Source organism: Brevibacillus parabrevis (genome assembly GCF_022701015.1).
Taxonomy (GTDB): Bacteria; Bacillota; Bacilli; order Brevibacillales; family Brevibacillaceae; genus Brevibacillus; species Brevibacillus parabrevis.
Map to the genome: position 1 here is coordinate 1,093,488 of NZ_CP064090.1, position 12,424 is coordinate 1,105,911.

General features: G+C 53.1%; 10 protein-coding genes. 8 read left to right on the forward strand and 2 right to left on the reverse strand.

Annotated elements, in window-relative coordinates:
- Window positions 1–2 precede the first annotated feature (2 nt).
- Both efeO and IRJ17_RS05380 read right to left on the reverse strand, forming a co-directional pair.
- On the reverse strand, window positions 3–890 hold the full coding sequence (gene efeO, locus IRJ17_RS05375; RefSeq protein ID WP_122962368.1) for an iron uptake system protein EfeO: 888 nt from the start codon (window positions 888–890) through the stop codon (window positions 3–5).
- Between the two features lie 211 nt (window positions 891–1,101).
- A complete protein-coding gene (locus IRJ17_RS05380) occupies window positions 1,102–1,818 on the reverse strand; it encodes a FadR/GntR family transcriptional regulator (protein ID WP_173598972.1) in 717 nt (238 codons plus the stop codon).
- 164 nt (window positions 1,819–1,982) lie between these two features.
- On the opposite strand from IRJ17_RS05380, the gene IRJ17_RS05385 reads away from it, so the two are divergent.
- The 8 genes from IRJ17_RS05385 to IRJ17_RS05420 all read left to right on the forward strand — a co-directional run bounded on the left by IRJ17_RS05385 (window position 1,983) and on the right by IRJ17_RS05420 (window position 12,419).
- The gene (locus IRJ17_RS05385; protein WP_122962370.1) at window positions 1,983–2,555 is read left to right on the forward strand and encodes a TetR/AcrR family transcriptional regulator; all 573 of its coding nucleotides are present in this window, start codon (window positions 1,983–1,985) and stop codon (window positions 2,553–2,555) included.
- A gap of 209 nt (window positions 2,556–2,764) precedes the next feature.
- Window positions 2,765–3,994, forward strand: a complete 1,230-nt coding sequence (locus IRJ17_RS05390) for an efflux RND transporter periplasmic adaptor subunit (RefSeq protein WP_233454128.1) — start codon at window positions 2,765–2,767, stop codon at window positions 3,992–3,994.
- On the forward strand, window positions 3,991–7,083 hold the full coding sequence (locus tag IRJ17_RS05395; protein WP_242773603.1) for an efflux RND transporter permease subunit: 3,093 nt from the start codon (window positions 3,991–3,993) through the stop codon (window positions 7,081–7,083). The genes IRJ17_RS05390 and IRJ17_RS05395 overlap by 4 nt, the downstream gene beginning before the upstream one ends.
- A 235-nt stretch (window positions 7,084–7,318) precedes the next feature.
- On the forward strand, window positions 7,319–8,107 hold the full coding sequence (locus tag IRJ17_RS05400) for an HAD-IIA family hydrolase (RefSeq protein ID WP_173597268.1): 789 nt from the start codon (window positions 7,319–7,321) through the stop codon (window positions 8,105–8,107).
- Between the two features lie 95 nt (window positions 8,108–8,202).
- The gene (locus tag IRJ17_RS05405; protein WP_242773606.1) at window positions 8,203–9,360 is read left to right on the forward strand and encodes an ABC transporter ATP-binding protein; all 1,158 of its coding nucleotides are present in this window, start codon (window positions 8,203–8,205) and stop codon (window positions 9,358–9,360) included.
- Window positions 9,348–10,688 carry an ABC transporter substrate-binding protein gene (locus IRJ17_RS05410; RefSeq protein ID WP_217022046.1) on the forward strand — a complete coding sequence of 447 codons (1,341 nt, stop codon included), beginning with the start codon at window positions 9,348–9,350 and terminating at the stop codon, window positions 10,686–10,688. Before IRJ17_RS05405 ends, IRJ17_RS05410 begins: the two co-directional genes overlap by 13 nt.
- A gap of 27 nt (window positions 10,689–10,715) precedes the next feature.
- Entirely contained in the window at window positions 10,716–11,603 is an 888-nt protein-coding gene (locus tag IRJ17_RS05415; RefSeq protein WP_122962375.1) for a carbohydrate ABC transporter permease, read from the forward strand.
- Window positions 11,604–11,615: 12 nt separating this feature from the next.
- On the forward strand, window positions 11,616–12,419 hold the full coding sequence (locus IRJ17_RS05420) for a carbohydrate ABC transporter permease (protein ID WP_122962376.1): 804 nt from the start codon (window positions 11,616–11,618) through the stop codon (window positions 12,417–12,419).
- The last annotated feature ends 5 nt before the right edge of the window (window positions 12,420–12,424 follow it).

The window sequence follows — 12,424 nt, forward strand, 5'->3', positions numbered from 1 at the left end:
AGTTAGCCTCCAATGATGGTGCCCATTTTGGACAGTGGCTCAGCCAATGCATCCAGAGCTTGGCTCAGTTTTTTCACTTCGTCTGGCTTCAATTCTGTGTACAGCACATATCCGCCATCTTTGCGGTAAGGAGCGAGGGCCGCGTCCAGCTCAGCAAAACGGGTTTCGATCTCTTTGGACAGAGCCGCGTCTTTGGCATCAACAGCAGGTTTCAGCACTTTGAAAATCTCGTTTGCGCCTTCTACGTTTGCTGCGAAATCGTACAGGTCAGTGTGGGAGTAACGCTCTTCCTCGCCTGTCACCTTGCTGGTAGATACTTCATTCAGCAGTTCTACAGCGCCTGTTACGAGCATTTTTACATCGATCTCCACGCTTTCGACTTTGACGCGGAGTTGTTTGACGTCTTGCAGCAGCTGGTCTGCTACAGCGCCCGAATCAGCAACCGATTTGGTTTCCCACAGAGCTTTTTCCAGTTTGTGATAACCGCGCCACTCGTTATCTGGAACATCGCCTTCGCGAGCATCGATCCAAGGGTCGAAATCACCCAAAGATTCAGCGATTGGCTCGATGCGCTCGAAGTAGGCGCGAGCTGGAGCGTATTCTTTTTTCGCTTTCTCCATATCGCCAGCTTTAACAGCTGCGGTAAAGCTTTCGGTTGCTTTTACCAGTTGGTCTGTCTGTTCGATGACCCATTTGCGGTAGTCGTCGATCGGAGCTTTCAGATCAACAGCGGTAGTAGCTGCTGGCGTTTCAGTAGCAGCAGGTGCAGCAGGTTGAGTTGCCTCAGGTTTTTTCTCTTCTTTTGGCGTCTCAGCGCTTCCGCAAGCAGATAGCATGAGAGACGAGCCGAGTACAACTGCGGACAACGGATAACCCCATTTTTTCATCATGTGAAAACATCCCCTTATTTATCATATAAGTGTGTACTTATTCGTTGATAATAAAAATCATTATCATCCCAGAAAGTAATGTAAACCTTTCATTGTATCTTTGCAATATTTTTTTACAGCTTGGTCAGTGGTTTATTTCGCCTGGCGAAAAAAGAGAGCAGAAAAAAGACGAACAGCCGCCGAATCGCTCGACAGCTGCTTTTTCGTTCTCTCAATTAGCCAAATATTTCAGAAGAATTTGTTCTACGTGGAGCAGGTGTTCAGTCATTCTGGCTTGGGACGCTTCCGGGTCTTGTCGCTTCACGGCCTCGTAGATCGCTTTGTGTTCGAGAAAAAACTGTTCGGAGACAGAGCGGTTGGAGTAAATCTCGACTCTTCTCGTCTCGCGAATGCCAATCTCCATCTGCTTGGAGATCGATTCAAACAGATGCACGAGTATGGAGTTGTGCGTCGCTTTGGCGAGCGCCAGGTGAAAGAGCAGATCGGTGCGCTCGCCTATGTCCTCGTTTCCGATATGCTGCTCCATCTCGCTCAAAATTTCTTCCAGGGCGTGCAGGTCATGTTCGTCCCGTTTGCTTGCAGCGATGGCAGCGTTGGCGACCTCCAGCGATTTTCGCGCTTCGATCAATTCAAGAATGGTCTGGCGATTGTTGCGCAAGCCTTGCAGATCAGGCAGCAAGCTTTGGACAGGAGAGCAGGTGCTTTTCACTGTGCAGTGGCCGCCCTGGCGAATCTCGATCAGCCCCATTGCCTTGAGGGCACTAAGCGCTTCGCGGGTGGTAGAACGCCCGACACCGAATTGCTCCGACAGCTCCTTGGTGGAGGGGAGCTTGCTCCCGGCTTGCAGTTTGCCGCTGAGAATGAGCGTTTTCAATTGCTCCGTAATGTGTTCATAATGGTTTTTTTTCGCGAGCCTGGAGAGATCCATTTCAACACTCCTGTACAATCCGTTTTTTTCCAAATTCATTGTAACACAAGAGAAAATGCGAGAAGAGAGGAGGGTTGAGGTTATGAAGAAGCTTGTGTAAACTGTTCATCAACAAGGGTGACTTCAAACGGTTCATCGCAGGAAGAACGAGGGGAGCGTAACGGATGGCGAGACAAAAACTGCACATCGATGAACTATATGAGGTATCGGGCAAAATTTTGGTGGAAAAAGGGTACGCGGGCTTTCACTTCAAGCTTGTGTCCGACCAGTTGAATGTGAGCCGCAGCACGATCTACGAGTATTTTTCCAACAAGGATGAATTGATTGCTTCTTTAATGGTGCATCTCATGGATACGATTATGGCCGAGTACAAAGACATGGATGAGATCGCGCGGCCGCTTGCGAAGCTGCGGAACATGTACGATTCGTTCATGAAATACGCAGACATTCACCAGATTTTGTTGTTTGCTCCTTTCGTGAACGGGGCTGCATCGCCGAATGTGGAAAAGGCGATGACGACGCTCAGACAACAGCACTATATATTGAACAAACTTTTGACAGACGTCATTGAAGCTTGCAAGGAAGAAGGCACGATTCGCCGCGAAATTCCTAGCGAGCTGATCGCGGGCTTGCTGTTTCAATCGATACAAATTCCCCAAAGTCGCAAGGTCGCGGAGGAGGAGTGGCACAACCTGATTTTTCAGGTGATGCTGGATGGATACGGCGTCAAAATGTAGGGTAGCGCCTGGGCATTCGCGGCCTTTATTTTTTGTCCTTTTTTCGACACTTCTGTCAGACGTAGTGCAATGACGTGAACAACTGCAATAAGATTAGAGCGTCTACGAAAAGAATGATTCTGAACATTCGGCATACATCTGGAGGTTTCTATGATGAGCTTTACACAAGTAAAGTTCATGGGCGAAGGAAGGGATCGATTTTGAATCAGATGAAGCAACGCGTGATCGTGCTTTCCAGTGCTCTTTTGCTTGCTGCATGCAGTCCAGCTGTCTCTGATAAGGCAGCAGTGGAGCAGACCACTGTCAAACGAGTGGCAGTTACCCAAGTGAAGGAAGAGGCTTTTGGGCAGGTGGCGAAGTGGTCCGGCATTTTAACGCCAGTGGAAGAGACGCAGGTGTCGTTTGAAATAAATGGCCGCATCGTCACGCTGCTGGCAGAAGCAGGCGACTATGTGGAGACGGGGAGTGTCCTTGCCAGTCTGGATGGACGCGATTTATCGTTACAGGCTGCAAGCGCGGCGGCATCGGTTCAGCAGGCCAAGGCGCAATTGGCGCAAGTGACGAACGGCGCTCGCGCAGAGGAAGTGCTGCAAGCGCAAAACAATCTGGACAAGGCCAAGGCGCTCATGGATAAGGCAAAAGCGGATTTGCAGCGGTCGGAAGTGTTGTTCCGCCAGGGCGCTTTGTCGACAAACGATTGGGAAAACGTTCAGAACAAGGCGGCATTGGCCGAAAAAGATTGGGAAAATGCCAAAGAGACGTATGCCCTGGTTGCAGAGGGGCCGCGCCAGGAGCAGAAACAACAAACCGCTGGCGTGTATCGGCAGGCGGTAGTCGGCCAGCAGCGGGCCGCTTTGACGCAGACAAAAGCAGATTTGACCGCGCCCATCTCCGGTGTCGTGCTGGAAAAGCTGGCTTCGGTCGGCCAACTGACATCTACGAGCACACCCGTATACCGGATCGGGAATGTAGATGCGCTGCTGATCCAGCTCGCCGTTCCGGATCGTGACATCGGCTTCTGGAAAAAGGGAGACGAGGTTACCGTTACTTTGTACGATCAGAAACGAAGCGGAATCGTGCAGCGCGTGTCGCCCGCAGCCAGTCAAGGGAGCGGGACTGTCCCTGTCGAGGTGCGGGTAGAGAATCCCGACCACGCTTGGCTTGCAGGGCAAGTCGCTACGGTCGTTCACGAGCATCAAGGACCAAAGGGCATTTTTGTCCCTGTACAAGCGGTGCAAAGCAGGGGAGAAACGCAGCCGTACGTTTTTGTTGTCCGGGATAACAAAGCGGCAAAAGTTCCCGTGACACTTGGCATGATCGTTGACAACCAGCTGCAAATCACATCCGGTCTCACCATTGGCGAGCAGGTGGTTACCAAAGGGGCGGAGCAATTGTTCGCGGGCGATACGCTGGAAGTCTCGACGGGTGAGCGGCCATGATTGACTTTTTGATCCGCAAGCAAAAAATTACGCTGCTGTTTTTCATCATGGTAGTTCTGGTCGGGGTGTTGAGCTTTTTTCAACTGCCGCATCAGGAAATTCCGGAGATTGCTGTTAATCGCGCATCTGTCACGACGGCGCTGCCAGGCGCTTCGGCAGAGCGAATCGAGCAGACGGTGACGAAGGAAATCGAAGCCAAAATCAAGGAAATGCAGGGGCTAAAGGCTATCACCTCGCAATCGCAGCCCGGCCTTTCCATCATTACGGTCGAGGTGAACAACGGAGTAGACCAAAAAGAAACGTGGGAGGAGCTGCGCAAAAAGGTCAAGGACGCAGAAGCCTTTTTGCCGGCAGAGGCGAGACAGCCTGTCGTGAACGACGACATGGGGAGAATGTTCGCCCAGACGTTCATGATTACGGTGGACACGGCTTCCCGGCTCGATGAGTTGCGAGAGCCGCTGACCATGTGGGAAAAGCAACTGAGCAAAATTCCGGGCATCTCCAGCGTGACGATCGAGGGGCTGCCGGAGCAGGAAATCCAGATTAGACTCGACCCGCAAAAGCTTGCATTCATGCATTTGACCTGGGCACAAGTGCAAGCTGCGATCAAAGCGGCAAACGAGACGGCTCCGCTCGGCAGCTATCAAATCGATCAGCGGACGTACGAGCTGAGAATGACGGAATGGAAAGACATCAAGCAACTGGAGCAGGTAGTGGTCGGCTACGGAAAAACCGGGAGCGCGATCTATCTCGGACAGGTGGCCAATGTGCAATTTACAGCCAAAGCCCCTGCCTATCTCGCCTATCACAACAACAAGCCAGCCGTCTCGATCAGTTTGATGACCGAGTCAAAAGCAAACATCACCCGATTGCAACAGCAAATCGATGCAAAGGTAGACATGCTGCGCAGCACCTTGCCTGCCGGGGCGCAAGCAGAGTCTCTCTACACGCAAAATGAGCGGATTGACGAGATTTTCTCAGACTTGTGGCGCGAGCTGTTGATTGCGGTCGTCGCCGTTCTCCTTGTTTGTACGCTCGGCTTGAATTTTACGACTTCATTAATGGTCGCCCTGGCGATCCCGATTTCGCTTGCGACCGGAATGATTTTTTTGCCGTTTTTTGAAGTGACCTTGAACCAGATTACGATTGTCGGCCTGATTATCGTTTTGGGGATTCTCGTCGATGATGCGGTGGTCGTGAACGACAATATCGAACGACGACTCATCAAGCATGGCGAGCAGCCGCAGCGGGCGGCAGTGATGGGGGCGAAGGAAGTAGCGGTCTCCATTTTGACGGCTACCTTGGCAACGGTTGCTTCGTTCGGTCCGTTGCTGTTTCTCAGCGGCGGATCGGGTGCTTTTGTCCGCCCGATTCCGGTCGTGATCATTGTCTCGATGCTGGCTTCCATGGTCATGTCACTGACGATCGTTCCGATTTTTCGCAGATGGAGTGAAGAGCGCAGACGCAAGAAGCTGGACATGAGAAAACCTGCGGGGCTGTTGGGCAAACAATTGCTTCATCTGTCCAACTGGTACGCCAGAACGGTCTTGCCGCGCTTGTTGAAAAGGCCGCTGGCGACAGGCGTTGCTGCCGTTTTGATCAGTACAATGGCTTATCTTTTGATCCCGTTGACGCCGATTCAGCTGTTTCCGGTGTCTGATCGCGACGTCTTTCTGGTCAATGTCAAGTTGCCAAACGGAAGCAGCCTGGCAGAAACCGATCGGGTCGTCAAGCAGGTGTCGCAGGACTTTTCCGCTACGGACGGGGTTTGGATGGTCAGTTCCTTTGCCGGAGGAAGCGCACCGAAGATTTTTGGCAGCACTACGGGGGCGGGCAGCGGCGCAAATGTCGGGCAGTTGATTGTGCGCCTGGACAAACAGGCAACGTCTTTGCAAAAGCTGCAAAACGAGACGCTGGCTGAGATTCGCCAAAAGTTTCCGGAAGCTGTGATCGTCCCGCGCGATTTGCAAACAGGCCCGCCTGTGGGCAAGCCGGTGGTCATCCGGGTGTACGGCGAGAACATTACGACACTGCGTCAGTTGTCTTTGCAAATACAGGAGCAAGTCGCCAAGGTGAATGGCATAACCGAGGTGCAGGACGATTTGGGAGTGGACAGCTACGCCATCGCTTTTGAAACCAATCAAGCGATGATGGAGCAAAATCGCGTCACGGCGGCAGAACTGTCGCGGACGCTGCGGCTGGTGAGCGAAGGCATCAAAGTAAGCGAGTTTGACGACGGCAAGCAACTGACGGACATTACTTTATATGTGAAGCAGGATGGGGAAGCGGGCGTCAATGCTTTCCAGCGGCTGTTTGTCGCCAATGCAAAAGGCGAGCAAGTCCCGCTCGCTTCACTGGTGAGCGTTCAACCGTCTTTTAGCGTGCAAAACATCCCGCATCGCAACCTCGACCGGACGGTGACGATTACAGGCGAGGTAAAGGGACGGACAGCTACAGAGGTGATGAAGGAAATCAAGCCTGAACTCGCCAAAATGGCTTTGCCTGACGGCTATTTTTTGGAGTATGACGGAGAGACATCAGCGCAAGTCGAAGTCTTCCTCGATATGGGCAAGCTGTCGGTGATCGTCATCTTTTTGATTGTCATTTTGATCGCCATGCAGTTCTACTCGCTGCGGATTCCCGTTCTTGTCATGAGCACCGTCTACCTGGCGATTTCCGGCAGTCTCATCGGTTTGTTTGTCACGCGGACTCCGCTGGGCTTCATGTCCATGATGGGGATTGTGTCTTTGTCCGGCATTGTCGTTCGCAACGGGATTGTGCTGGTCGAGTTCATCGAGCAGGCTCGCAACAGGGGGCTGGCCTTGCAAAAGGCGGTGATTGAAGCGGGAGAGGCGAGATTCAGGCCGATCTTGCTGACGTCGATGACAGCGATTGCAGGTCTGCTTCCGCTGGCGATTTCCGGCGATGTGCTGTTCAAGCCGTTGGCTGTGACGATCATTTCGGGCCTGTTCTTTTCCACGGTACTCACGCTCGTGGTCGTCCCGGCGTTTTATACCGCGATGGAACTGAGGAGAAAGAAGAAGCAAGAAGCACGCAATCGCAAAAGAATGGAAAAGCTGGACATGTGACTGGTCTCTGATTTTCACACAATCGCAAACGAAGCTCAACAATTCCTTAACACTCGCTTGTTATACTCGTTACAGTATCAATAGAATAACGTCTGTAGTTGGGCCGAGACGTGGAGAAAGCCCTCATACAGCAACAGCTTAGGCAATACAGGCCGATTGGATCGGTTTGTTCATGCATGCTGTTGCCCGTATGAGGGCTTTTTGTGTTTCCCAAGGAAAGGAGCGGCAAGAGGCTTTGCTAGATACAGCTTTTTATGACGCGTATTTTTTTGATTTGGACGGGACGATCTTCATTGGAGATCAACTGTTGCCTGGCGTGGAAGAAATCCTCGCCACTTTGCGGCAAAAAGGGAAGAAGATCATGTTTTTGACCAACACGACGGTGCAGACGCGAGAGGGCTGTCGGCAGCGGCTGGAAAAGCTGGGGCTTGCCGTAGAACGCCATGAGATCATGACGGCAGCTTACGTGGCGGGCCTGTATTTCAAGCAGCTGGCAGACCATGAACAAGCGTGCGTGCTGGTGGTCGGCGAGCCTGCGCTTGAGCAGGAGATGGCCGAGTTTCACATTCCGCAGACAGCCGATGCGATGAGCGCCACACATGTGCTGGTGGGAATGGACCGGGCTTTTACGTACGAAAAGTTGCAGCGGGCAGCCGATGCGGTGCGAAACGGGGCCAAGCTGATCGTGGCAAATCCCGATTCGGTATGTCCGGTGCCTGGCGGAGCGATCCCCGATACAGGGGCGCTGGCGCGAGCGATTGAAACGGCAGGCGGTGCGAGCACGTGGGCGATGACGGGGAAACCGTCCCGCTTTTACGCTGACCAAGTCTTTTTGCAGCTGGATGTCCTGCCTGAGCGCTGTTTGATGGTCGGCGATCGTCTGGAGACGGACATTTTGCTCGGGATCAACAGCGGGATGAAGACAGCGCTGGTGCTGACCGGAGTGACGACAAGCGCGGAACTCGGTCACGCCAAAATTCAGCCCGATCTGGTCTTGCCGACGATGGACGGCGGGCAAATGTAGATCAAAGCTTTACAGTTTCCAAATATTTGCTTATCACGCGGTTGGTATCATCGGATGATGAAGGGCAAACGCCATAGGTTTTAGGAGGGATGGTCGTGGCGGAAGTGGAATTGCGACGCATTTCCAAAATGTACGAGCGGCAACAGGTTGTCAACGAAGTGAGCGCGATCATTGCGCCCGGGGAGTTTTTCGTACTGGTCGGGCCTTCGGGATGCGGCAAGTCGACGACGTTGAGAATGATTGCCGGGCTGGAAGAGATCAGCGCCGGAGAGCTGTTGATCGGAGGCAAACGGGTAAACGAGGTTCCGCCGAGTGGCCGGAATATTTCCATGGTGTTTCAAAATTACGCCTTGTATCCGCATTTGACGGTCAAAGATAACATTTTGTTCGGCTTGCAGGTGCGAAAAGTGAGCAAACAGGATCAGGTCAAGCGGTTGGAGCACGCAGCCGAGATGCTGGGCATTGCAGCGCTTTTGAACCGAAAGCCAAAAGAGCTGTCGGGCGGACAACGGCAAAGGGTCGCGCTCGGGCGGGCGATCGTCAGCCAGCATCCGATCTGTCTGATGGACGAGCCGCTGTCCAATCTCGATGCCAAGCTGCGCGGGCACATGCGGACAGAGATTCGCCAGTTGCAGCAGGAGCTGGGAATTACGATGATATACGTCACCCACGATCAGGTAGAAGCGATGACGATGGGCGATCGCATGATGGTGCTGCGCGATGGCGAGGTGCAGCAAGTGGGCAAACCGCTTGACGTCTACAACCACCCTGCAAACTTGTTTGTCGCTGAATTTACGGGCGCGCCGCCGATGAATACGACGCAGGCGGTGTGGCGAAGCAATGGCGCGCAATCAGGCGTGGAGCTGAGCGATGATCCGAGCAGACGTTTTTTGCCGCTTGCGCTTGGTTTTGGCCCACAGGCAGGCATCAAGGACGGCACTCCTGTTGTCCTCGGCTTGCGTCCCGAAGCTTTGCAGCCGCTGGAACCGGGCGCGGTCGCGGATGAGAGCCGCTCGTTGCTCGTCAGTGTGCAAGGCGTGGAAATTCTCGGTTCCGAGACAATCGTGGAATTTAAGCTGGGAGACAAGCTGTGGAAGGCAAAATGGAACGGGCAGTGGCCATGCCGCCGGGGAGATCTTGTTCGCGTAGGCTTTGCCCTGGAGCATGTCAGTCTGTTTGATTCGCAATCCGGAAAAAATTTGGCCATCACGGCCGGAAGAGAAAAAGGAGAGATACTGCGATGCGTACAGTAGTCAAAAGTCTGTTTTCAGTCGCGATGAGTCTGGCTCTACTTACAGGATGCTCCAGCGGGACTTCCACCACAGGCAGCAGCCAACCAGGGCAACCAGCACAGCCGGGCACATCTGAAACGAAGCCTGCGGGCAATACAGAGCTGTCTTTCTTCTATCCGGTAGCTGTCGGCGGCCCCCTGACCAAAATCGTCGACGGGATGGCGGAAGAGTTCAACAAGGAAAATCCGGGCATTACAGTCAAGCCCGTCTATACAGGCAGCTATCAGGACACGACCACGAAAATCCAGGCTGCCGTGCAAGGAAAAACGCCGCCTGACGTAGCGGTCATGCTTTCCACCGAGCTGCACACGATGATGGACATGAATGCGATTTTGCCGCTGGACGAGTTTATTGCCAAAGACGGCGGCAACGAATACGTCAAAGATTTCTTCCCGGGCTTCCTGGCCAACTCCCAGGTAGACGGCAAAACGTACAGCATCCCGTTCCAGCGCAGCACGATCGTGCTTTACTACAACAAGGCAGCGTTCAAGGAAGTCGGCCTCGACCCGGAAAAACCGCCTACGACGTGGGATGAGATGGCTGAGTATGCCGCCAAGCTGACAAAAGACGGGCGTTGGGGCATTGAAATTCCTTCTTCCGGCTTTACGTACTGGATGTACCAGGCTTTGGCCCTGCAAAACGGCAAAAACTTGATGACAGAAGACGGCAAAAAAGTATTTTTCGATACGCCTGAAAATGTTGAGGCGCTGCAATATTGGGTCGACCTGGCGAAAAAGCATAAGGCGATGCCAGAAGGCGTGATTGAATGGGCGACGGTGCCATCCGATTTCCTCGAAGGCAAGACGGCGATGATGTTCCACACGACCGGAAACCTGACCAACGTGAAAAACAATGCGAAGTTTGACTTCGGCGTAGCGTTTTTGCCTGCGAAAAAGAACTACGCCAGCCCGACTGGCGGCGGCAACTTCTACATGTTCAAAGGCACGGATGCGAAGAAGCAAGAAGCGGCGTGGAAATTCATCCGGTTCATGACCGAGCCTAAGCGCGCGGCACAGTGGAGCATCGATACGGGCTATGTCGCGACGCGCAAGTCTGCTTACGAAGAAGAGATCATGAAGCAGTACGTCAAAGATTTTCCAGCGGCAGCAGTAGCGCGCGATCAGTTGGAGTACGGCCATGCCGAGTTTTCCACGCACAACAACGGCAAAGTGACAAAAGCGCTGAACGACAACCTGCAAGCTGTTCTTACCGGAAAGGCAGACGCTGCCGCAGCGCTGAAAAAAGCACAGGAAGAGGCAGACAAAGTGCTGGCGTCTTTCAACAAATAATCGAACGAGGCAAATGGAGGAGCGACGATGGGGGAACTACGAGCAAAATGGAAAGTGAACGTGTACGCCTGGCTGCTGCTCCTTCCCTCCCTCATCTTCCTGCTGCTGTTTACTTTCTATCCTGTTTGGCAAACGGTTATTCTCAGTTTTCATCAAGCGGATCTGGGTTCCCCAGAGCCGTTTTTTAACGGGATAGACAATTACAAACAAATGCTGGAAGATGACGTGTTTTGGAAGGTGCTGACCAACAACCTCTGGTTCGCGTTAGGAACCGTTCCGACAAGCGTGGCGTTGGCGCTCGGGATGGCGCTGTTTGCCAACAAAGCGTTGCGGGGCAAAGGCTTTATCCGTACCGCCTACTTTTACCCGACGGTTGTCCCGATGATTGCCGTCGCCAACATCTGGCTGTTCATTTACACGCCGGAGTACGGAGCGCTTAGCCATGTGATGGACTGGTTTGGAAAAGGAGATATGAACTGGCTCGGGGATCAATCGAACGTGATGTGGGCGATGATTTTCATGGTCATCTGGAAGGAAGCGGGCTACTTCATGATCTTTTACCTGGCTGGCCTGCAAAATATTTCGCAGGAGCTGTACGAATCTGCTGCCATGGAGGGCGCGTCGGCCTGGACGGTTTTTCGGCGGGTGACGTTCCCGCTGCTCATGCCGACGACCATGTTTGTCAGCATTATCGCTTTTACCAATTCGTTCAAGCTCGTGGATCACTTGGTCATCATGACGAAGGGCGGCCCGGACAACGCCAGCAATCTCTTGCTGTACTACATTTACGAAACGGCATTTTCTTTCTGGGATCAAGGAATGGCATCCGCTTTGACGATTGTGATGGTCGTGCTGCTTCTGGCAGTGGCTGCTGTGCAGTTTTTTGGTCTGGATAAAAAAATTCACTACAACTAAGGGGGATGGCAGATGGTCCGGAAATTGACAAGCGCTGGCATGTACGGATTGGCTGTAGTCTGGCTGTTCCCTCTGCTTTGGGTGGTCTGGACATCCGTTCGGCCCAGGGAACTGGCGACATCATGGACGTTCAGCGCAGACTTTACGCTGGCAAACTTCGCGAAGGTGTGGGACGCAGCTCCTTTCGCCCAGTATTACTTCAATACTTTCTTGATTGTCACAGGAGTATTGGTTGCACAGATCGTTACGACTACGCTGGCTGCGTACGCTTTTGCCAAGCTGCGTTTCTGGGGCAGGGACGTGCTGTTTGTCTTGTTTCTCGTGCAGCTGATGGTGCCTGCCGACATTTTGATTTTCCCGAACTACAACGTGCTTCGCGACCTGTCCTTGCTCGACACGAAGATCGGGATCATGCTGCCGTACTTTGCTTCCGCCTTTGGCGTGTTTCTTTTGCGGCAAACGTTCAAGACGATCCCCCACGAGCTGGAGGAAGCTGCCCGCATGGAGGGCTGCTCCTGGCTGCAAATTTTATGGCGGGTGTACGTTCCTTTGGCGAAGCCGACATACATCGCGTTCGGTCTGGTGTCAGTCAGCTACCATTGGAACAATTTCATGTGGCCGCTGATTATTACGAACTCGGTGGAGAATCGGCCGCTCACGGTAGGGCTGGCTATTTTTGCGCAGTCGTTTGAGACAGGAGCGCAGTGGGCAGAGGTCAGCGCGGCTACGGTGATGGTCATTTTTCCGCTGGTGCTTGCGTTCTTGCTGTTTCAACGGCAATTTATCAACAGCTTCATCCATTCCGGGGTGAAGTAGGCAAA

Coding starts and splice junctions, on each gene's coding strand:
- IRJ17_RS05415 (WP_122962375.1), top strand. CDS start 10,716: ATGGGGGAACTACGAGCAAAATGGAAAGTGAACGTGTACGCCTGGCTG.
- efeO (WP_122962368.1), bottom strand. CDS start 890: ATGATGAAAAAATGGGGTTATCCGTTGTCCGCAGTTGTACTCGGCTCG.
- IRJ17_RS05390 (WP_233454128.1), top strand. CDS start 2,765: ATGAAGCAACGCGTGATCGTGCTTTCCAGTGCTCTTTTGCTTGCTGCA.
- IRJ17_RS05380 (WP_173598972.1), bottom strand. CDS start 1,818: ATGGATCTCTCCAGGCTCGCGAAAAAAAACCATTATGAACACATTACG.
- IRJ17_RS05395 (WP_242773603.1), top strand. CDS start 3,991: ATGATTGACTTTTTGATCCGCAAGCAAAAAATTACGCTGCTGTTTTTC.
- IRJ17_RS05410 (WP_217022046.1), top strand. CDS start 9,348: ATGCGTACAGTAGTCAAAAGTCTGTTTTCAGTCGCGATGAGTCTGGCT.
- IRJ17_RS05420 (WP_122962376.1), top strand. CDS start 11,616: ATGGTCCGGAAATTGACAAGCGCTGGCATGTACGGATTGGCTGTAGTC.
- IRJ17_RS05385 (WP_122962370.1), top strand. CDS start 1,983: ATGGCGAGACAAAAACTGCACATCGATGAACTATATGAGGTATCGGGC.